Annotated in this window: 20 protein-coding genes; 2 read left to right on the top strand and 18 right to left on the bottom strand. The window is 46.6% G+C overall.

Features of this window, described 5'->3' with window-relative positions; translation table 11 throughout:
- Nucleotides 1–58: 58 nt before the first annotated feature.
- From SG35_RS14510 to SG35_RS14535, 6 genes are all read right to left on the bottom strand, one after another.
- Entirely contained in the window at nt 59–1,384 is a 1,326-nt protein-coding gene (locus tag SG35_RS14510) for a ferredoxin reductase domain-containing protein (RefSeq protein ID WP_044834538.1), read from the bottom strand.
- Nucleotides 1,377–3,107 (bottom strand): amino acid adenylation domain-containing protein, encoded by a 1,731-nt coding sequence (locus tag SG35_RS14515; protein WP_084692884.1) that lies wholly within the window; start codon nt 3,105–3,107, stop codon nt 1,377–1,379. The genes SG35_RS14510 and SG35_RS14515 overlap by 8 nt, the downstream gene beginning before the upstream one ends.
- Nucleotides 3,108–3,522: 415 nt before the next feature.
- Nucleotides 3,523–4,020, bottom strand: coding sequence for a GNAT family N-acetyltransferase (locus SG35_RS14520; protein ID WP_152646725.1), 498 nt, complete (start codon nt 4,018–4,020; stop codon nt 3,523–3,525).
- Nucleotides 3,998–5,269, bottom strand: coding sequence for an SET domain-containing protein (locus tag SG35_RS14525; protein WP_044834540.1), 1,272 nt, complete (start codon nt 5,267–5,269; stop codon nt 3,998–4,000). The genes SG35_RS14520 and SG35_RS14525 overlap by 23 nt, the downstream gene beginning before the upstream one ends.
- Nucleotides 5,270–5,683: 414 nt before the next feature.
- Entirely contained in the window at nt 5,684–7,384 is a 1,701-nt protein-coding gene (locus SG35_RS14530) for a hypothetical protein (RefSeq protein WP_044834541.1), read from the bottom strand.
- A gap of 59 nt (nt 7,385–7,443) precedes the next feature.
- Entirely contained in the window at nt 7,444–7,911 is a 468-nt protein-coding gene (locus SG35_RS14535; RefSeq protein ID WP_044834542.1) for a CesT family type III secretion system chaperone, read from the bottom strand.
- A 134-nt stretch (nt 7,912–8,045) separates the two neighbouring features.
- Here SG35_RS14535 and SG35_RS32185 point away from each other — a divergent pair, with 134 nt between their 5' ends.
- Complete coding sequence (locus SG35_RS32185; protein WP_236702652.1) at nt 8,046–8,279, top strand: hypothetical protein; 234 nt, start codon at nt 8,046–8,048, stop codon at nt 8,277–8,279.
- Between the two features lie 413 nt (nt 8,280–8,692).
- Here the strand turns inward: SG35_RS32185 and SG35_RS14545 are convergent, their stop codons facing one another.
- The 8 genes from SG35_RS14545 to SG35_RS14580 form a co-directional block, all read right to left on the bottom strand.
- Nucleotides 8,693–9,682 carry a hypothetical protein gene (locus SG35_RS14545; RefSeq protein WP_044834543.1) on the bottom strand — a complete coding sequence of 330 codons (990 nt, stop codon included), beginning with the start codon at nt 9,680–9,682 and terminating at the stop codon, nt 8,693–8,695.
- 21 nt (nt 9,683–9,703) lie between these two features.
- On the bottom strand, nt 9,704–10,183 hold the full coding sequence (locus SG35_RS14550; RefSeq protein ID WP_044834544.1) for a type III secretion system chaperone: 480 nt from the start codon (nt 10,181–10,183) through the stop codon (nt 9,704–9,706).
- A gap of 96 nt (nt 10,184–10,279) precedes the next feature.
- The gene (locus SG35_RS14555; RefSeq protein WP_044834545.1) at nt 10,280–11,263 is read right to left on the bottom strand and encodes a hypothetical protein; all 984 of its coding nucleotides are present in this window, start codon (nt 11,261–11,263) and stop codon (nt 10,280–10,282) included.
- A 44-nt stretch (nt 11,264–11,307) separates the two neighbouring features.
- On the bottom strand, nt 11,308–12,330 hold the full coding sequence (gene sctE, locus SG35_RS14560; RefSeq protein WP_044834546.1) for a type III secretion system translocon subunit SseC family protein: 1,023 nt from the start codon (nt 12,328–12,330) through the stop codon (nt 11,308–11,310).
- A gap of 12 nt (nt 12,331–12,342) precedes the next feature.
- Nucleotides 12,343–12,831 (bottom strand): SycD/LcrH family type III secretion system chaperone, encoded by a 489-nt coding sequence (locus tag SG35_RS14565; protein ID WP_044834547.1) that lies wholly within the window; start codon nt 12,829–12,831, stop codon nt 12,343–12,345.
- Nucleotides 12,832–12,968: 137 nt separating this feature from the next.
- Nucleotides 12,969–13,460, bottom strand: coding sequence for a hypothetical protein (locus tag SG35_RS14570; RefSeq protein ID WP_152646726.1), 492 nt, complete (start codon nt 13,458–13,460; stop codon nt 12,969–12,971).
- 85 nt (nt 13,461–13,545) lie between these two features.
- Entirely contained in the window at nt 13,546–13,851 is a 306-nt protein-coding gene (locus tag SG35_RS14575; RefSeq protein ID WP_044834549.1) for a hypothetical protein, read from the bottom strand.
- Nucleotides 13,852–13,887: 36 nt separating this feature from the next.
- Entirely contained in the window at nt 13,888–15,153 is a 1,266-nt protein-coding gene (locus tag SG35_RS14580; protein WP_160298335.1) for a DUF1521 domain-containing protein, read from the bottom strand.
- A 409-nt stretch (nt 15,154–15,562) separates the two neighbouring features.
- Here SG35_RS14580 and SG35_RS14585 point away from each other — a divergent pair, with 409 nt between their 5' ends.
- Nucleotides 15,563–16,600 carry a DUF3179 domain-containing protein gene (locus SG35_RS14585; RefSeq protein ID WP_201777824.1) on the top strand — a complete coding sequence of 346 codons (1,038 nt, stop codon included), beginning with the start codon at nt 15,563–15,565 and terminating at the stop codon, nt 16,598–16,600.
- A gap of 4 nt (nt 16,601–16,604) precedes the next feature.
- On the opposite strand, the gene SG35_RS14590 is transcribed toward SG35_RS14585, so the two are convergent.
- The 4 genes from SG35_RS14590 to SG35_RS14605 all read right to left on the bottom strand — a co-directional run bounded on the left by SG35_RS14590 (nt 16,605) and on the right by SG35_RS14605 (nt 20,366).
- A complete protein-coding gene (locus SG35_RS14590) occupies nt 16,605–17,327 on the bottom strand; it encodes a biotin/lipoyl-containing protein (protein WP_160298336.1) in 723 nt (240 codons plus the stop codon).
- Nucleotides 17,328–17,632: 305 nt separating this feature from the next.
- Nucleotides 17,633–19,282 carry a hypothetical protein gene (locus SG35_RS14595; protein ID WP_044834551.1) on the bottom strand — a complete coding sequence of 550 codons (1,650 nt, stop codon included), beginning with the start codon at nt 19,280–19,282 and terminating at the stop codon, nt 17,633–17,635.
- A gap of 11 nt (nt 19,283–19,293) precedes the next feature.
- On the bottom strand, nt 19,294–19,749 hold the full coding sequence (locus SG35_RS14600) for a CesT family type III secretion system chaperone (RefSeq protein ID WP_044834552.1): 456 nt from the start codon (nt 19,747–19,749) through the stop codon (nt 19,294–19,296).
- A 191-nt stretch (nt 19,750–19,940) separates the two neighbouring features.
- Nucleotides 19,941–20,366 carry an MAPEG family protein gene (locus tag SG35_RS14605; RefSeq protein WP_044834553.1) on the bottom strand — a complete coding sequence of 142 codons (426 nt, stop codon included), beginning with the start codon at nt 20,364–20,366 and terminating at the stop codon, nt 19,941–19,943.
- Nucleotides 20,367–20,432 lie beyond the last annotated feature (66 nt).

A 20,432-nucleotide genomic window follows, 5' to 3' on the forward strand; every position in this document is an offset into this window, starting at 1 on the left:
TAAATTCCTTTAATTGTTGATTCATAGGCCATCACCGCCCCGGTGCTGACTGTTGGGATCACGAATCCCAGATAGCGCCATAAGCGGGAATGCCGCGGCTTTCCATGCCATAAACCACTTCATTGGTGAGTGCCTGGTTGGAGATACAAATCACCGCCTCGGCATTAAATTGCCTGTAGGCGCGATAAGCCAGGGCAACCATATCCGGCTTGCCTTTTTCTCTGGTATTCCAGATCTCGGCATCGGGCTGTGCCGACATGATTTCATCGACCAGCTCATCGCCGTAGGTTTTGCGCGGATCACGGGTTGCCCATACCAGCAAGGCAGGCACCTTGGCAGCCAATAAATGCGGCAAACAGGGGCCGATACCACTGCCTGTGGCAATGTAAATAACGCGCTTAAATAACACCTCGATATTGGCGACCCCGGCGGTTGGTATGCCCCGCACCCAAAGATGCGAAGGCATATCGTCGATAAGCTCACCGGTCCAGTCACCGGCGCGTGAAATGGTCAGCCTGAACCCGGGTTCATTCGGGCTCGGCACATTGGCGAACGAATGCCACTGGGTTAACGGGCTGCGGCTAATGGCGGTCGATGAACCGGCAAACGGTGTCACCCCGTAATCAAACTTGGCCAGCGCCACGTGGGAAGACGGCCGGGTGATAACTACAGGCACTTTTTTTAACCTGAGCCAGGGCAAAATGATGCTGATGGTAACCAGGCAAAGCAGCCAGAATGCCGGGCTTTGTAACAACGGGGCTAATTCACCGTTTGCCGGGATAACAGACAACCAGGTATGCAGCCAGAAACCCGCTAACACGCTCCAACCGCCAAACCTGTGGACGATTTCAAACAGGTTGTGATAATCGCGCCGTATGGCAGGCAATGCACAAAGTGCTATCAGCAATAACGTTGCAGACAATACCGTCGACAGCGCCAGTAAAAAGTCCGGCACCAGGTTTATGCCCTGCAGCGAATAAAACCAGAGCGAGGCGTTATAAATGAAAAACCAGGCCGTGGCGAAGGTCGCACATCCACTGTGCAAGCCGCCGAAATGGTAGACCTTGGCTAAGTGCCAGCGAATGCTCAGCGGCCAGCTGGTAGGGGCACGTGTCGCCAGCCAAAACAAACCATTGATCACATATTGCTGACGAATTAAAATCGCCACCGTCAGGTTCACCAGCATCAGCTCGCTGATGGTTTCCAGGGCAAACCCATTTTCATGCCACCAGTGCTCGGTAAATACGCCGTTAAATAAAAAGTAGAGATTAACGGCGCTCACCAATAAAAATAAACGCTGGTAATGGGCCAGAAACGGATATTTCAATAAACGCTTTGCCAGCGGCTGCTGCTCGGGCAGCGCCAATGCCATTGAATTATTCATAACTGACCTCCGCCGGGGAAAGCCCCTGTACTTGCAAGGGCTCATCTGCTTTAGGCTTAGTGGCCAAATAACCGGCCAGCAAAGCCCGTTTATCCACCTTTCCCCTGGGGGTCATCGGCAGCTCTGCCAGGGGCATGATAGCCTTGGGAACGGCGTAATAAGGCAAGCCTTGCTCAGCAGCTTGTTGCAGTTCACTTGTGTTCAGCTCTGCCGGAGTGACAAAGGCGATCAGGCTTTCCTTATCCAGTTTTAACGTGACCGCCTGGCGGCAACCCGCCACCTTTTCCAGGCAGGCAGAAACCGAGTCCAGCTCCACCCGAAAACCTTTAATCTTCACCTGATCATCAATGCGTCCCAGGTGCTCAAGCTCGCCGTCGGCATTCCAGCGCCCGAGATCGCCGGTCCTGAACATCATGGCGCCGTTGCCGCGAAAAGGATCGCTTTTATATCTTTGTGCGGTAAGGACATCGTTGCCAAGATACCCCTGGGTCACGCACTCTCCCCCGGCCCACATCACACCGGTTTCCCCGATACGGCATGGCTGCTCGTTTTCATCGAGCACATAGACGGTATTATTGGGGGTCGGACTGCCTATGGTTAACGGCTTAAGTCCCGGCTGGTAATCTTGCATGGTATTGACAATAGTGGTTTCGGTCGGGCCACAGGCGTTATAAAAACGGCAATAGCCAGACCATAAATTCGCCAGGGGCTCAGGGCATGGCTCCCCCGCCACCGCCACGCACTTAATCTTGCTAAAGTCGGCCGGGTTAAGCGCGGATAAGATCGACGGAGTGGCAATAATGGTTTCAATATCCGGGTCAATATCGCTGATTTTTTTGCCGCGAATACATAAGGTTGCACCATGCGCCAGGCTAGTGAAGATTTCCCAGGCCGCCATATCAAAAGCGATGCTGAGCACTTGCGCCACTTTTTGCCTGGGTTTAGTCATCAGGTTGCCGGGGGCTGTTAAAACAATATTGCACAGATTGCGGTGGCTGACGCAGACCCCGTTGGGTTGACCGGTAGTGCCCGAGGTGAACAGCACAAAGCTCAATAAACTGCCGTCCCGGTACCGGCTCAGATCCGGCAAGGACAAGTGCTGATAGCTTTCGGTTATCACTTCATCCGCCCACACCAGTTGGCATGCATGTGTTGGCGGTAGTAAATGAGCAAGATCGGACAAGGTTAAAATAACCTTGATCTTGGCCACCTTAATGATATGCAATAATTGCTGGTCTTTGGTCACTCCTAAATGCTGCGGCACATAAGCCGCACCAAGTTTCAGCACCGCCAATATCCCCACCACCATGGCAATAGAGCGGGTTAAAAACAGCCCCACCTTATCGCCGGGGTTCACCCCCAGGATTATCAGCTTTTTCGCCAATAAATCTGCTTTTTGATTTAACTGGCCATAAGAAATGCTGCTGCCCAGGTGGGTGACGGCAATATCATCGGGATTAAGACGGGCATATTGTTCAAAGGCCTGATGGATCAAGTGATAATCCGGCGCTTGTGCCATCCCCTGACCGAAAAACTCGAACAGGATCCGATCTGACAAAGCTAATTCCTGCAAGGGTTCAGGTAAAAATGCCTGCCTTTGAACGCCTGCTTTTTGACGAATTTGTTCAGATATAAGTCCTTTGGCACTACTGCTTTTGAGCAGGTAAGGACTCGGTTTGGTTTCATTTACACTTTCTGCTTGGGTTAATTTATTTGTACTCATAATCGTTCCTTTTAAATATAAGCACGAAATAAGTTAACCAAATGCCGCAGAAAATAACTCACACATTAATAACGATTCGATCACGGTTCTCTAACGTTTTAATCTCATTTTTATCACATAAGTATCACACGCCAGATTAGTGGCTCTAATCATTAAAGCTCCAGATTTATCATAAAACCCCGCATCGCGCCCAAGCAGGCAATTGCATTAAAAATAAATAAAATGAATAGCAACAATAGGCAGCTAATGAGGCCGGGGCTCAAGAAGTCAGATCGTGATGTGGCTTTTGTCGGGCCTCCCCGGCAACAGGCATGCTTTAAATGCCAGGCGGAGCAAGTATGGTTGTCCCGATATAAAGTAAAACGCCCCGTAACTTAAAGCTAAGGGGCGATAGTGTGAGCAAGCATTAAAGTTGTTAACTCTTGCTCTTTTGGGCAATATTTTCCCGGCTTATTTTCATCAACCATAAAGGTTCATCCGCCGGTTTCATCATGGCTACCAGGTCAAAACCCATACGCTGGTAAAAGCGAATAACCGCTTTGTTATTATATTGTACATTCAAACTGATCCCGGCAAATTCCGGAGACTTGATAATAAAAGCATATAACCTTTCAAAAACCGCCCTGCCGACCCCCGAGTTTTGAAAAGCAGTATCGACCTGGAAACCGCCAAACCAGAGATAATCATCAACATCCTTGACCAGGGTAAAAAAGCCCGCCACCTGATCGGCTATAGTAATCACAAAGACTTCAAACGGCGGTTTGTTATCTTTACGATCGAAAATATACTGGCTTTGCACTTTCATCGGCGACGGTACAAATGCCTGTTGTAAGGGGTACAACCGGATGCGTAAAATTTTCGACCAATGTGCCGGTTTTAAAGGTTCGATATTAATATCCGCTGACGTTATCAATTTGCTCTTCCTCAAATAAAGCCAATAAATCTCTCTGATAGCGGGTTTCTAATTCCTGTTGAATATAATCAATACGCTTGCCGTGAGTCAGAAAGGTTAATGCGGTCGAGACAAACGAAACATAGTGCTTAAGGGTTTGCTTTTCCTGGGCAAGAAATTTTTTGCAATCTGCTATATTTTGTCCTCCCCGCTGAGGCACTTGCGTAACTTCATTGCTGTCATACAGGGCCAGCATTTGCTGGCAAGTTTGCAAAAATGCCTGCAAGGCCAAAATTTCATCAAGCCTGGTACGCGGTTTTTGGTAACAGGACAACTCTGATTGCAGACACTTTGATGTACTTATTCGTAAAAACATCAGTGCTTTTAAAAAACCTTCCGGCTCACCCGGGCCGATATCTATGTCCAGGGCATAGTTTTCTATCTCCATCAAGGCTATCTTTTCTGCTATCAGGGAGTCTGCCACATCCAGAGATACGGTGATCCTGGCGCTGTTAAAGCGGCTATCATCATGGACAAAGCCATAGCTGGCAAAAAGGCGGCGGTTACTTTTACGGCCGTAACTGACGGTAATCTCTTCACCGGCAGCAATGTTATCCTGACTGACCAGCACTAAGGCATTTTTTTCCTTATTTTGCTGCCAAAGGCTATTGGGCCTGGACATGTGATTGGCCATATCGAGCAACGGGCCAAGCACCACTTCACCATTGAGGGTAAAGCAACGACTGTTGATTACCGTTCGTGCCCACATGTATTGAACAAGGGTCACGTCTTTCATTTCAGGAAGTTCCCTGAGCCGGTGATAATCCTGCTCCAGGGTAAAACGCCTCATCAGTATCATTTCAATAACGGGAGAACCCTGTAACTGACAGAGCATGTCGGTGGAATAAAATAACGGGATGTGGTTAAAGTGTGCCGGCAACATCTCCAGATAAGGCGCCCAAAAGGAGTTTTCCCTGTTGTTTTCTTGCAGCAGATAAGCTGACAGCAAGGCATGCCCCTCCTTAATCCCGGCTTGCAGCAGTTTTTCTCCGATATCGGATTGTCGGGCTACCCCGCCCCCCATCAAATGGGACTGGGGCAAAGTTAACAATTTCTCCCCCGCCATTAATGGGTAAGCGGCCACTAGCCGGCGCTCACCATCGGAGGACGTATTAATGACAAGTTTTGTTGTATCTATTCCGGCAGAGCTCAACCAATTGGACAATTCATGGTCAGCGCCGTATATTACCTGATCTTTGGTTACTAACATATTGCTCTCTCATTAGCTTTTTAAGTAAGTAACCAGTAATGTTTTTTGGTCGCAAAAACATTATTAAAAATGAACACCAGCCGGCCAGGAAACAACTCTTTATCGTAAACTTTCTTTATATGCTTATCAGGCAAGAAAACAATACCAGGTAAACTTTTCAGCCTGTTACCTTTGGCCTGAATATGTCCTCTTTGAGCTAAATGAGGTATGAATATCACAGTATTTGCATCAAGCCGAAGTCAGGAATCAGGCTTTACTTTTGTACTTTATCTCGCTGGCAATGTTGAGTTAGGATTGCCGTTTTTTGCATCCTGTATTCTTAATAATGGGGAGCCTGTGGGCTCAGCTCCCCATTCACTATATTTACCGGTCGAGCCTTTAACGACCCATTAAGGTAAAATTAGCTGTCAATTCCTATTCTTTACTGGCCTTCTTATCTGCTTTCTCCGGCTCATTGCTGTTATTGTTACTTGTTGAGTCATTAGCCGGCTGTTTACTGGCCTCTTTATCTACTTTCTCCGGCTCATTGCTACTATTGTTGTTATTGTTGTTATTGTTGTTATTGTTGCCTATTGAATGATTAGCCGGCTGTTTCGCTAACAGTGTAGCCATAGCATGGTCGTTTTTATTGCTCCCGACCAAATGCTTTATAGCGTCACTCGGTTTTTCAAATCCTTCACTTACCCCCTTTGCACGACTATCAAGGATATGCCACTTCTCTGTTTGCTCTGAATAATTTAAGCTATAGGAGTGTGTATTGGATGAGCGGCCAAGCAACATCCCCGTTACTCCGCTCTCAGCCAACTCATCAGCTTTCGCAGATATATCATCAAGTTGCACTCCCTTCTCTACCAATTCTTTTTGCTTATCTGTCATTTTATCTGCAGGCGTTTTTTGCAGCTCTCCAGAAAATATAGCAGTATTCTTCCATGAACTGTCAATCTGACCTTGGTCGGCTAAAAATTCAAGTAATGCTTTTCCTTGATTATAATCAACCCCTTGTGAAACATTCGGTGGCTTATTATCAACATTATAAGTTTCAGCATCACTCTTGGTACGGAATCTTGAATTTTTATCACCCATATCTGACTCTAGAAAGGCTTGCGCCACATTAGGGTTTGCCACTTGTTTGCCTATCAAATGATTAATGGCATGAAGTGTACACATATCATCACTGATATTTTCATGATAAAGACCGGTATTTTCATCTACCCCCACTTTACCGAGATCTTTACTTTCAAATTTAACAGCTCTTTGTTCGTTACTAAATGCGATCAAAGTGGACTCTGAGTAGTTTTGTTTTTTGAGCCACTTATCATCAACCGGGAGCCATTGTCCACTTTGAGGATCGGCACGCAATGCCCCATTTTTCTGTTCATTAAGTTTAAGTAACGTTGGTTTAAAAGATTTAAAATCAGCTGACTTTTCATTCTCCTTCAACTCATCCTGAGCATTATTGCTACCTTTTTTCTCTGCCGGATTGGCGACAACAAAATAATCCCGGTTAGGGTTCATTTTCAGTAGGCCATTTGTCAAAACTTGTGCATCTTGGGTCCAGTTTTTTGCATCATAGCCAATATCATCTATGTTTGCGGTAGTGTTACGGGATACTGAAGGAGCAGTGCCGCCGCCCATGATCTGGTGGGGGTTTTTTCCCAGTTCTACTGCCTTATCAAAACCTCTGACAGCACGTGCCATAAAGATACTCTCGGCGCGATTATGCTGTGCAAAGTCATGTTTACTCTTTACACTTTTTCTCTTGCCGTGGTCTGGATAAGCTTTTTGCAAGTCATTAAAATACTTATCATCGTTAAGTCGGCTCAGTATGCCCTTTTCTTGTTCACTGGTAGGGGCGGCTTTTGCTTCCGATTTAGTGCTGCTGGCCTTATCGGCACTTTGTGAAGAATACTCCTTAGAGTTACTTGCAGGGGCACTCATACTGGATATCGCCCTCTGCTTCCATGGCCCCCTATACTTGTCTTTATTCTCCTTCATATTCTCAATCAATGAGTTCGCGGCCGCCTCACTCATCGGCTTGCTTTTTTTTGCTTCAAATCTATTTGTCTCAGGGTTTTTAAGCATGAAATTGACTTGGTATTGTGCTACTTGCGCCATAATATTTACCTCATTTAAAATTACGTTATTATTTAGCTTTCTTTTGCCCGAAGATGATTTTAAAGTCTCAACATCCCCAGCATGGCATTGCCATCATCTTCTATATTTCCAACAGCTTTATTTACATTGCTCTTCAATTCCTTCTTTAACTGTTCCGCCTTATCGATAAAGTTATCCAGAATGTTTTTAAAGTCCTGATATTCCCTTTTATCAAAGGTTTCAGTAAAACAAAGAAATAGCGCTCCAACGGTTTCATCCAAAGCAATTGCAGCGCCTTTGGTTTCTAATTGATACATGTTTAACGATAAGGCATGGCTTAAGAGCTGCTCACGCTCCTGATCCGGTAAATCAAGCAGGTGACAAGAAATGGAATAGCCTTCATTTAGTTCATCGGCAAATAAGGCAAAAGAGGTTTTCTTACCAGCCTGTAACATGCAGCTACCTTCATTGGTTAATGTAAACTGGGTATCAAACTCAGTTCCAAGCTCGTTAAGCCAGTGTTGAAGTTGGTGGTTTTCATATGACATCCGATCGCTTCCTATCTTTAATAAAACTCATTACACCCGTTAAAGGTGTAAATTTTCATGGTTCAAAGATAAGAAACAGCAAGATAAAAAGTGTTTGCAGTTAATTCAATTCTTGAGCTTTAGGGGAATATGTTATGAAGGAACATCAAGGTATAAAGTTAAACAAAGGTGGCGATAATTTTTCGTGTTGTCATCCCTCTAGAATACAGGTACAAGCTCTTATCAGCCATCGAGGTAAATCGGGATTGGGATTTCTTGGTAAGTTTTGCCTCAAAACTACTGTCTCTGTCATGCGGCGTTTCTGGCTAAAACTGGCCATCTACTGTTCAGATCTTCTTACTGGAGAAGCCATTGCATTGATTATCTGAGTGAAACTTTTCATGCTTGGAATAACCAAGATGATCTTCTAATTCTGCTTTAGAAGCAGCTTAGACGGTAACTTTAATAAGCACCTGCCTGAAGTTAGCCAGATATTGCCCGGATTTGATATGTTTCTCGACCTCTTTAGCAAAGGCTTTTAGTTCTTTATTATTCATAACCTGCCTATCCTTTAACTATATAAAGAGTAGTCATGACAGGCAGTTACGCTAATTTAATGCAGTCTCCTTGAGATCACAAATAAAGCTCTCAAGTATTTTCTTTGGCACGGTGGAGACTATCAGGTTGATTAAGCTCTGAAAATCAAATCTGACAGCTCAATTAAGACTTATTCACTTTATCAATAAACTCTCTCCAGGACTCATCAGCGAAAAACCCCGGGTTATCCTGATGACAAAATGCTTTATCTATTACCGAAGATCCCCATCATACTATCAATAACCTCATCATAATCATCAAGCATCTCCTGCGACTCCTGGACAATAGCAGCCATATCCTCCTCAAAAGCGGCGGCAATATCTTCATCCTGATAAACAATATCAACCTCGTCATCTTCATTTTGATAAACGATATTGATATCAAGTTCGTCATCTTCCGATGTTTGTACAGCCCCGAACCTGCTCAGATCGATCTTCTTGCTGACCAGTTCATCTGTGGTATCAAGTAAGGCATTTAGCCGCTCAATAATGTCCTGATCCATAGGCTCGTTGGGCTTAGTCCCCTGTTCAGAGATCTTGCGGTTAACCTGATCTTTGAGATTATCAATATTGTCCAGCTGCTGCTCAAGTTTTTCCAGGGTACCGTCATGTAAAGCCAGGGCCCGGTAATCATTGCTATCGACGGTGATTTTTTCTAATGCTTCAAGTTTTGAACTGATCAAGGCTGAGCTGACGTTGAGGCGATCCAGGCACTCGGAGTACGTTGTGGCAACCTGTTTGCTTTTCGTGCTATCAGGCTCATCCACAAAACTCACCGGAGTATTAGCGAAGCTGACTTTCGTTTCTTGCACTTTCTGCTCTACCGCATCGGGATTAATCATACTTTCATAGGCGGCGGTGACCGAATGCAAGGCTTCCATGCTCAGGCTGTTTTTATGGCCGCCCTTATACCAGCTGTCTTCCATTTTCTTATTTAATATTGAGAACAGCACGTCTTTTATTTCTTCATTATTAACCCCGGGAAGATCTATCTGATGAATCGCTTCTCTCACCGAACGCAGGGCCAGATCAAAACTTTCCTTTTTCTCGGCATTTTTCATGGCAAAATACGAGGGCTTTGATTCACCATGTAATTGTACCTGACCAGTGTTCTCGTTTTTGCTGGCACTTAGGCGAATATCTTTCCCGGGGGCATCGTTAACATGGGTGTTAACATAGCTACATAAACTGTCCATCTCGGCTCCTAAAGTACAGGCTTATGCCCGGATCATGTTTGGGTTCATAAAAGAGATATTGTCCACCAGCTTTTGCTTATCCTGGCTCGTTGCCGTCGGCCAGCTTTTAAGCAGATAGCGCCAGTGGATCATTTGTTCTGCAAAATTAAAAAAGATCGCAGAAAACTCTAAGGTATTTAACGAGGCCGCACTGTAATCCCCGAGTAATAAACAACTGTCGCCACTGCCGCTTAAGGCAGTTTTTACCGACCTTTGCTCCTGGCCCAGGGCATTAAAGGTCAGGAAAAACTTATACAGCTCCAGCTGGTCTTGCTTTTCTATGGCCCCGGCTTCGCCGCTAAGGGTAAAACTGTCATCTTGCTGATGGTAATAAACCCAAACCAGTTCGCTGTCGCCGTATTCAATGAGCCAATAGCCATTTTCAAACTGCACCACCGAACTCGCCTTGAGCACTTCACCTATGTCTGCCATCAATAATTTGAATTTATCTAGCGGTTCCATATTTACCCTGCATTCTTTTCAATAAGCGTTAAAGAATCGACAAAACAGACTCAGGTGGGTTGCCCCACCTTTGTCACATTTCCAAACCAATCGCAATTACACGCGGCTGCCGACGATTTCACTGTTGGTCTGGTGTCTGGCATCGTTGATGGCCTTGATCATATTCATGGCATCGTTGATGATCTGTTTTGAATCTCTGAAGTACTGATTTTGATCTTCAGATTTGGAGCGGTACAAGCCAGACTCGGTTTCCGCCCTTTGCTGCTCTTCCTGATCTTCGGTAGACACAAAGGTAATGGTTGAACCGGTTGTTCCGGCAGCGCCTTCGAGGATCTTACCGGCAGCGGTATATTTCGCCGTCGTTGCCTGTGCCTGTGCTTCGGTCATTTTCGGACCGGCTTTACTGGCGTTACTTGTAGTGCTGCTCGCCGTTGACGCCGTGGTAGAACCTTCACTCATGCCTTCGGCCAAACCGTTGGAAGTTTTCACCGTACCGCCGGAAGTATTGCCGGTGGTATTGGTGGGCGTAGGCGCTTTAGGCGCCGCTGCTGCACCGGTAGACGGTGTGCTTAAGCCTTTCAGGGTTTTAATACCGCCGGCCATTGAAAGTGCGCCACTGACAATAGTCACGGCGTTGGTGATCATACCCACCATAAAGTCTTTGGCGGCTTTATCACGCATGGCTGAAATGGCTTCTTCACTTTTTACCACCATCATCTGGCGGTCGCCGTTACGCATTTCCCGGTTGACATCCCTTTGCTCACGTACAGTTTCCAGGAATAACTTCATGATTTCATTAAAATCCGCCATAAAATCACGACCAACTACCCTGTCTTGTGATTCATCGCTGCCGGCTTCCAGTTTAGGCGGTGTCAGTTGCGGCACATCATGGATAGTAATAGTGCCCTTGTCGGTTTTTACCACCAGATCGTCATCCACTAACTGGATATTCTGGACGGTACCGATATCCTTTCCCTGGATACCGTTGGTGGTGCCGCTGCCGTCTGCTGCGGTAAAAGTCACCTGGTAGTCGCTATTTAAATAATCTGTTACTTGTGCATTGGGTGTTACTGTGGCCATAATTTCTTCCTTAATATTTTGTAAAAGTGTTAAATCAACAGGGATTAAACCGCTGTGTTGTTCATGATGGTGCTGCTAAGCTCGGTACTGGCGGTCAGGGTTTCCATGGCAATTTTGATCCCCTGGGCATATTGCTGCATGATTTCTTCCAGCTTGTCCTGGTAATCACCCAGTTTCATCATCAGCTCATTGATAAACATTTGTTGCTCGGCAGCATCGGCGCGGGCATCAGCCGCTTCTTTGGTATAAGCCGTAGTCGCAAGACCGGCTCCGCCCTGACCTACGGTTGCCGCGCCACCGACTACGCCACTGATAGCAGCCACTTTAGCCGCCATAATGGCTAGCGTGCCTGTTGCCGCAGGGCCCATCATGGCCGCACCACCGGAGGCAAGTGAAAGCACCATAACCGTCGCCAATACAGTGATTTGCGCCGCCATCATGGCGTCTTCTTTGGACATATCGGGGTCAATTGCCATAAAGACTTCCGCCAGGCCCTCATTCATCCAGTCGCCGGTTTCCCCCGAGATTTGCGAGGTCAGCATCACGGCGCCAGCCGCTATCATCAAGGTACCGGCAACGGCGCCGACACCGGTGGCGATTAACGCTGCCCCGGCCACTATCATGGCGGCACTGGCAATCCAACCAAACACCTTGCCGATACCGCTGCTTTCTTTGGCTTTTTCTATCGCCTTGAGAGCATCTTCAATTTTTTTGATGCGCTCGTCATGGTGCTGCTGCGTGGTCAGCTGGTTGTTTTTAATATTTTCCTTGGCATTAACCGCCTGCTCTTCGGTCACCTCCTGGTTCAATGAAGTCAGCATAAGCATAAGGTCATTCATGCTCATGTCTCCCAGCTGAGGGGCGGCCAGCTTGACCGCATTGGCAATGGCCTCGGCATCGCTTTGGGCCGTGCCCTGGCCATCGGTCAATATGGTGACAATTTGCTGACCCAGGGCCGAGCCGGGGGAAATATTGGTATTATCCGCATTGCTATTGTTTACATTGATATTGCCCATATTGGTGTTGTTTTGCGGCGTCGTTGGCTTATTTACCGTTACATCGCTCATACTCTCTGCTCCTTAAGATAATTTATTTTTCACAAGTGCCAGCATCTTGGTGGCCTTGTCTTTTACTTCTTCATAGCCGCCCTGGTTGCCGGCAAATTCCAGCGCCGCACTAAAGCCGCTGGCAGCATTTTCAAAATCTCCCAGTGCCAGGTAGCATTCGGCGGCATGCAGTGGCGGCAGCGGGTTGCTGATATCCAACAGGGCCGCCATAGAATAGGAGTTGATGGCATCTTTATATTGCTGCAGCATTTGCTGGCAGCCGCCGATACCCATAAGATATTTCTTTTCCAGGTGGTCGTATAATCCCAGGAATTTAAAGACCTTAAGCGCGTCTTCATATTTGGCATTCTGATAAAGGTTGTAGGCCACGTAATAGATGGCTTCCATGGTTTTTTCATCGACATTTTTCAGCTCGCGTAAAGCACCGCCTTTACCGATAAAGTCAAATACTTGCTCACCTAATGCCAGAGTGTGGTCTATTTTTTCTTGTGTAAAATTCATGATGACTCCTGCTGTTGTCACTTGCTGTCTGTTGAGTCTCAGGCCCCGGGCTATTCCATCAGTTGGTAATAGCCCGACAAAGGTGCCTGATAAAAATAAAGGTGCACAAATACCGCTGAAAAATTGTGCACTTAAGGTTAAATACGGGTATTGCCGATAATGGAGTCTTTTTCCCCGTGAGAAGTACTTAAGAAGTTGGTTTGCTGTTTGATCACTTCATCGTACTTGTTCATAATCGCCTGCAGGTCAATCAGATCCGTTTGCGAAGTACTGGTTAAGCTGTCGATTTCGGTTTGCATATTTTCAATCACCGCCGTCCACTCATCCTTGCTGTATTTGTTATCATTATCGTCATTAGGCACATCAACGTTGTTGGCCTTGATAAAGGCAGTGAACTCCGGAGACATCTCGGTAGTTTTTCCCTTAGCCTGTTCGCTGCGCCCTTCCTGCAAAAAAGTATTGAACTCTTTTAACAGGGCATTTTTATCGGCGATCATTTTTGCCTGCTCGCGGATCTGATCATCGAGAATCTCTGAACGTCCACTTAATGCTTTCATCATTACCGTTTCCAGAGACAACTTGTGCTCTACAGTCCCCAGGGTATTCGTGCTATTGACTGGATTAGCCATAATTAATTTCCTTTTCTTTTCCGCTTAACGCTGTCATGGTTAAGCGGTTTATTAATGAATCTTGATGTATTTAGGTCTCAAATCATTAGATAAAAGCACGGTGCCTGGCTTTTTTCGCCGCACGCACCGGCATATCCCGGTACTTGGCCCGGTCGCGGGCATCGCGCTGGGCCTGGGCAATTTCATCCCGAAAAGCCTCCGATTTTTTCTCTAATTGTTCCTTTTCATGGGCCGTTAACTCTGAAGTGTCCGACAACATCGCCTTGGTAATACCATAGCGTTGATACAGATCTTCTTTTTGTTTCAGCAGCCCTCGGGCTTGTGCCAGGGTGTCTTTACTTTCCTTAAGAAAAGCTTCCAGTGCGGTTTGTTTGGACATTTCATTCGCCATGATTTTTTCCTTTATAAATACGTTTTAGCTCAAGGATTAGATACGGGTGTTGCCGATAATAGAGTCGTTTTCACCGTGTGCCGTACTCAGCATGTTGGTTTGTTGCTTGACGTTTTCATCGTATTTATTCATTAACGATTGCAAGGCAATCAACTCGGTTTGCGAGCGGCTGGTGAGGCTGTCAACATAATCAGAAGACATTTGCGCCAGGTTTTCTTTCTCTGCCGGGGTAAAGACCAGGGCACTACCGTATTGCAAGGTTGAAATATCGGCTCCCATTTCTTCTAATAAAGCAATATTCTCCGGAGTTGCTTCTATGGTGAATAAGCTTTCCATCGCCGTTTTTACCGAAGCCATTTCGGTAGAGGTTAATACCAGTGCGCCGCCTTCGGTATAATCCGCCGGATCAAGGCCTGCCTTGGTTAACATTTCCTTATTTTTATCCGTCAGCGGCAGCGTAGTAATTTCTTCGGTAACTTCGGTTTGCGCCACTTTTATACCGCCGGAAATATCGTCGCCGTTAAGGGCGGCCCAGTCGCTCATATCGCCATTGTTGGTGACAAAAATGGTGCCGTCATTTTTAGTGGCATCATCAAATAAGCTGCCGTCGCTGGCGACGTCCAAAAAGTCATTGCCCTGGCCGCCGCCGTTGGCGTTATCACTTAAACCGGTAACTACCGCCTGATCATCGCCGCGGGAAATATAAAGGTTATCCGTTACCGTAGCGCCACTGTTGCCATAAGGAGCGGTTTCAACGGTGATCTTGACGCCTGTTGGGGTAATAAAAGTTGATTGCTCGTTAAAATCGAAGTCGACGGAATCGTCGTCGCCTTCATCAACATGCGGGTCACCCCAAACACGGGTTGAATTGGTAAAGGTAGGATCGGCCCCTTCAGCTCTTTGCTCCGCCGGATCATACTCAACCATTTTCCAGGAGCGGTTGTCGCCGGATCTTTCAATAACCACACCGGTACCGTCGCCAAAATCGATAAAGTCATCGCCGTTGCTTAATTTCGAAGTGGTGAAATCCGGGTAGTCGGCATCGGAAAAGTCATCCATCTCGCCGACGGTTAAACCCGCGTTATTGGCGCCGATATTGGTCAACTGGGACATTTTATTAGCAGCAACAATTTGTTGGTTGGCCGCTTCAATGCTGGCCGCTTGTTCACGAACACCGTCATCAAGGATAGTATCGCGCTCACCCAATACCCGCATCACTAATGATATCGTGGCTTCACGGCTCATATGTGCACTGCTTGTTGCTTCTGTTCCTACGCCACCTGCTACTGGTTGATTCTGCATATCCATTCTCCATTTCATTTTTTAAAAAGTTTGCCCGATGCCTTCTCATCAGGCGGTCATAAACTTTGTAACCAATAAAAAAAAATGGTTGTAAACTTCTTGCGATTTTTATCTTAAAAAAAGCAGTAAATGATGGCTGTATTGGCAATAAATACGTAAACAAACATAAATAAGACTATATAAATCACTGATTTTTAATCAAAATATCAAAGTGGAATTTTGTTATTAATGAAAGGAAATAAAATTTAAGATTTTCGCTATTTATGTCGATTAAACGGCAAGACTTTTACCTTCAGGCAGATAAAACGTCACTTTGCGATGATTTTATCTACACTTGTCTGCGGAGATATTTTCAATATTCAGCAAGCATTCTCTGTTACTACCGGTCTGCTTGAAAAAGGGGGCTGGCATGATGCAAAAATTATTTGCTCGCTGGTATGCAAAACTGTCATCCAGGCAGGTACTGCCGCTTATTCCACTCACTTTAGCCGCGGTTTTTCTGCTGGCAGATGTCTTCATCTCCATCCAGGGGGCGATACCCGGTTTTGGCTCCGCCAGCAACGGTTTCGATTTAAGCCAAACCTCTGTGCCTAGCAAGCAGATACATCATGGCGGTCCACCCCGTGACGGTATCCCTGCCCTGAGCCATCCTAAGTTTATCGCTGCCGATAAAGCCGGTTTTCTGCTGCCTCAATCTCGAATATTGGGCGTGAGTGTTGCCGGTCGGGCAAAAGCCTATCCCATTGCCATTTTAAACCACCATGAAATTGTTAACGACACACTGGCAGGAAAAGATATTGCCGTAACCTTCTGCCCTTTATGCGGCACCGGCATAGTCTATAACGCCAGAGTTGACGGGCAATTGCTGGAATTTGGCGTTTCCGGCTTGCTTTATAACAGCGATGTTTTGCTTTATGACAGGCAAAGTGAGTCTCTGTGGTCGCAGATCCTCTCCCAAGCTATCAGCGGCCCTATGAAAGATAAAACACTCACCCGTCTGCCAGCCCTGCATACCAGTTGGCAGCACTGGCAAAAATTGCACCCCCATACCCGGGTTTTATCGCAACACACCGGCTATAGCCGCAACTATCAACAAACCCCCTATGCCGGTTATAACCAGTCTGAAGCCATTTATTTTCCTGTGGCCCATCGCGATAAGCGTTATCACAGTAAAGAAGTGGTGCTGACAGTGGAAATAAACGGCAAGGCCAAGGCCTATCCGTTTAAGGAGCTGGCGTTATATCAGAAACAAACCGGTCGCAGTAAAATAACGGATTCCCTGGCCGGACACACAGTCGTGGTAGAATTTGACCTGGCTTCACGCTCTGGCCGTATCACCGGAGTTTCTGGCAAAGAAATTCCCGGCTTTCAGGCATTTTGGTTTGCCTGGATCGCCTTTCATCCCGATTCCGAAGTCTTTACCGTAAAGCAGGCAAAACAAGGCTAGCGGATCAGCCCAGTAAAACAGCCGTGACCAATACGCCAAGCACAAGGCCGATAATACCAAAAAGTAAACTGCCGGGAGCAAACACGCCTTTGCCGGTGCTTTCTTGTGTATTAACTACAGGATTGGCTTCACCTTTCATAGCGGCAACTTGCTGTGTCTGCCCGGCAGGTTCAGGGGGCGTTTCGAACATTTGTGGCGTTAACTGCATCACCACTTGCTCTGAGTTCACCCAGTGACCTTGTGCAATAGTAAAGTCACTGACAATGCCACTCGTTTCGGCTACCACTTCAAGTATTACCTTATCGGTTTCAACATCAAATAAACCCTGGTCCCTTTGCACCTGCTGCCCGGGAGTAACATGAATTGTCGATATTACGCCATCAGCCACTGATTCAGGCAATATCGGCACGATCACATCCAGGGGATCGGTATTTTCCCTTTGTTCAAGATAAACGCTATTTTTTGCTTCAACAGGCACCTCACCATCACGTTGCGGCCTTATTTTCATAACCACTTGCCTGGAAGTGACACTATCATCTTTGCTGATGTTAAACTCATCGATAATACCAGTGACATCAGCAACCACTTCAAGTACCACCTTGTCAGTTTCAACATCAAATAAATGATCGCCAACCTTAACCTGCTGGCCCTGATTAACATAAATATCTGCGATCTCAGCCTGGGGAACGGCTTCTGGCAAATGTGGAATGACAACGTCGGTGTGCACGAAATTTCCTTGAGTAAAATGCGCAGTAATTTCGCACATTTTTTGGTACTGGAATGGATAACGGGACAATAATCGAATTCCCACGGCAATACAAGCTTTCATCTGTGATGATTAAACAAGGTTGAAATTAAGGCCTGGGGGGCGTTGAGGTTTATCTCATCAGGAGAGCAGCAAAAACAGTAGATAAGGCGCAGACACGCACGGATAATCAAAAACACACAGTTAATTAGCCGCAGCCGACAGGCATTCTCCGGCTGCGGCAGGCACAAGCTTGCCGCATGATCCGGTTACATTCCAATAAAGCGTTACTGTTCAGGATCTTCGGTTAAAAACTCTATGCTTTGATCGTCCAGCTTAGTGCGGACAAGGGTAAGCAGCTCATCTTTTTGGGGGCCCTGATCCGCTAACAAGTCACCGTCAATAAAGGCATAAGCGAGCATATTGCGTAAACCGTCAGCATCGTCGGCATTAATAAGCGCATGTATTTCATGACGGTAATCGGCAAAACTCAAGCCCCCCCAGTCTGATCTCACACTCATATTGCTGTCTTCCGACAAACGGGAGGACTGCCTTGGTAGGATAACATCATCACCGACAAACTCGTCCCCATGATCAGCATCCTGACTTGCTATACTGGCATCATCTGCACTGACGTCATCGGCAAGTCGCGGATCCTGGTTTAAAATTTCGACACTTGGATCGGCCAGCTCGCTCCGGATACGGGTGAGCAGTTCAAGTTTTTGGCTTTCCTGATCGGATGTCAGCAGTTCATCGGTATAATATTCATTTTCCACCAAGTCGCGTAATTGCTCGGTTTGGCCCGCATTGATCAAGGCATGGGCTTCATGGCGGTAATCGGCAAAACTCAAACCGCCCCAGTCGGATCTGTCACTCATATCACTGTCTTCAGACAATAGCGAAGGTTGCCTCAGGACAACATCATCACCAACGATCAACTCGTGATCCATGACATGTTGTGCCAACTGGTTGACATCATGCTTGGCATTGGCAGCCTCTTCAACTTTAGCTGCATTGTCTGTGTAGACACCACTGGTATGCAGCAGGGCATAAAGCGGCTGACTCATCTTTGAGAAAGTCGAAGTTTCCTGGGTACTTTCGTTAATATACAAGACAGGAGCATCGTCTTCGCGAAAATGCGCGACATCATACATGTGTCCCGATGTTGCGACCATCTTCAGGCAATGGCGCTCATAACCGCCGTCAAATTGGGAAAAGTCCTGAAAATGCTGGGCACCTGAATATAATCCCTTTGCCGTTTCTGTTCGTAGCATATGGTCTATTGCCGGATCACCATCAGGATTCGGATCCCGCTGATCAAGTACCCTGTAATTTTGAGCATCCAATGACTTAACCAAAGTACTATACGGCATTAAGTGTACACTCGGCTCTGAGCCGTATGAATCATAAATGGCGCACATACCATACTTATCGGGTCCTTCAACGGTAAACGCATGGTTGATGTCCGGATTCTCCGGGTCTTCCCAGCCAAAACGCTGCAATTGCAGATCATGCCCTTCTGCGGCGCGATAGAGGAATACCAGGGAGCTGATATTGCCGCAGGTGCCGCCGCCGGTCCGCAAGGATCCGATGGCCTGCCCCTCGGTGGAAAGTTTCGAGCTAATGCCGTACTCTTTGGCATTTGCGGCCTCATAGGCCTTACCGTCAGACATGGTAAACAAGAAATTGCTGAAACCGCCGGACTTCATAATATCATCGGTGCGGTTGCCGACCAGGGGCACTATGGTTCTGGAGTACATATTGGCCCTCTCCCCCCGGGCCATGCCTTTAAACAGTTCGTCTGAAACTTTCTGGGTTTTCACGTCATGGCCGTCATAATTCTTTTGCTTGGCCACTTCTATGGTATCTGTGCCCTTTCCCTGGCCGGTAATAGCCGAAGGAGGCGTATTTAATATACTACGGTTGATAACATCCATGAGCTGCCTCCTTACACTAAAATCGCATGGGAAGACAGAGGTTGTTCCTCACCCGGCAAGGGTTGTGCTTCGTTGTCGTTTAACAGGGTATGCCAGAGCAGGCTATGATCCAGTAAGTTGTCAAAAGCCTGCTGTAGCCGGCTAAGCTCAAGTCCCTCACTTTCAAGACAAAAACTTAACGCCACCGCCTTTTTCTTCGGACAGATGCCTAAGCTGGCACCGGCTAATTCATCCTGGTTATGGTTGGCCAGCAGCAGGGTTTCATAAAGCTCAATGCGATTTTCCTCTTTAATCGGCGCTAAATAAGCAATCAGGTGACAGCGCTCCTCCTGATTTAGAATATTAATCTGCACCTTATTGTCTATCACCAAAGCAAAACCTTTATCATCGACATCGGCACTGTTCTCATAGCCGAGCTGTTTGGCAAATAGTTTAATAATTTCCAGTTGCGCTTGATTTACCTGCATATTACTTACCCAAATCTGTTTTCGTTATTATCAGGAAGTAAGTAACCGGGGAGAGCAAAAGGTTACAAAAATAGTGAGAATTTTATGAGTAGTGTATTTATTCCGGCACCAATGCCATCTAATGATGTCGCTGTTTAGCAATGTACAAACAGCGACAGAGGAAAAATCAGTAGCTTTACCCGACGGTGACTTTAGCTAAAAACGGCAATCGCTTCCCGCACCACCATCACAGCCAGCACCAGCCAGGAAAGGATAAAAAGGACAAAACGTACCATCACACGGTCGACTGTTGCCTGCACCAAAGAATGGCCAATTCGCAACACGGTATAACTCCAGGCACAGGCGACATAAAAGCTGTCAACATGCCCCAGGGCCGCGATAGAAATCGCCACCGCATAAAACAGCGTCGGTTGCTCAAACAGGTGATTGTAGTTGTTTGAGACCCGGTTCACTTCCTTTGGCAATAACTCCTTCAGCTTTGCCGTGTCCTGGCCTTTTTGCGGATGAATCTTGAGCTTCTTCATCGCCGGGACCCGGGTGAAAAACATCCAAAGGGTCATCGCGACCGTCAGTAAGCCAAGTACGAATACCGGCTGTAAAATTGCGCTTGCTTCCATTTTATCTTTCCTGATTGTTATTTGTCGTGTTTGCTTATGATATTAAAGACAATTTACCAGGGCGAA

Source organism: Thalassomonas actiniarum (assembly GCF_000948975.2).
Taxonomy (GTDB): domain Bacteria; phylum Pseudomonadota; class Gammaproteobacteria; order Enterobacterales; family Alteromonadaceae; genus Thalassomonas; species Thalassomonas actiniarum.

Bases quoted from the DNA above. Each gene is read 5' to 3' on its own strand.
- SG35_RS14510 (WP_044834538.1), bottom strand. From the start codon at position 1,384: ATGAATAATTCAATGGCATTGGCGCTGCCCGAGCAGCAGCCGCTGGCA.
- SG35_RS14515 (WP_084692884.1), bottom strand. From the start codon at position 3,107: ATGAGTACAAATAAATTAACCCAAGCAGAAAGTGTAAATGAAACCAAA.
- SG35_RS14525 (WP_044834540.1), bottom strand. From the start codon at position 5,269: ATGTTAGTAACCAAAGATCAGGTAATATACGGCGCTGACCATGAATTG.
- SG35_RS14530 (WP_044834541.1), bottom strand. From the start codon at position 7,384: ATGGCGCAAGTAGCACAATACCAAGTCAATTTCATGCTTAAAAACCCT.
- SG35_RS14535 (WP_044834542.1), bottom strand. From the start codon at position 7,911: ATGTCATATGAAAACCACCAACTTCAACACTGGCTTAACGAGCTTGGA.
- SG35_RS32185 (WP_236702652.1), top strand. From the start codon at position 8,046: ATGAAGGAACATCAAGGTATAAAGTTAAACAAAGGTGGCGATAATTTT.
- SG35_RS14545 (WP_044834543.1), bottom strand. From the start codon at position 9,682: ATGGACAGTTTATGTAGCTATGTTAACACCCATGTTAACGATGCCCCC.
- SG35_RS14550 (WP_044834544.1), bottom strand. From the start codon at position 10,183: ATGGAACCGCTAGATAAATTCAAATTATTGATGGCAGACATAGGTGAA.
- SG35_RS14555 (WP_044834545.1), bottom strand. From the start codon at position 11,263: ATGGCCACAGTAACACCCAATGCACAAGTAACAGATTATTTAAATAGC.
- sctE (WP_044834546.1), bottom strand. From the start codon at position 12,330: ATGAGCGATGTAACGGTAAATAAGCCAACGACGCCGCAAAACAACACC.
- SG35_RS14565 (WP_044834547.1), bottom strand. From the start codon at position 12,831: ATGAATTTTACACAAGAAAAAATAGACCACACTCTGGCATTAGGTGAG.
- SG35_RS14570 (WP_152646726.1), bottom strand. From the start codon at position 13,460: ATGGCTAATCCAGTCAATAGCACGAATACCCTGGGGACTGTAGAGCAC.
- SG35_RS14575 (WP_044834549.1), bottom strand. From the start codon at position 13,851: ATGGCGAATGAAATGTCCAAACAAACCGCACTGGAAGCTTTTCTTAAG.
- SG35_RS14580 (WP_160298335.1), bottom strand. From the start codon at position 15,153: ATGCAGAATCAACCAGTAGCAGGTGGCGTAGGAACAGAAGCAACAAGC.
- SG35_RS14585 (WP_201777824.1), top strand. From the start codon at position 15,563: ATGATGCAAAAATTATTTGCTCGCTGGTATGCAAAACTGTCATCCAGG.
- SG35_RS14595 (WP_044834551.1), bottom strand. From the start codon at position 19,282: ATGGATGTTATCAACCGTAGTATATTAAATACGCCTCCTTCGGCTATT.
- SG35_RS14600 (WP_044834552.1), bottom strand. From the start codon at position 19,749: ATGCAGGTAAATCAAGCGCAACTGGAAATTATTAAACTATTTGCCAAA.
- SG35_RS14605 (WP_044834553.1), bottom strand. From the start codon at position 20,366: ATGGAAGCAAGCGCAATTTTACAGCCGGTATTCGTACTTGGCTTACTG.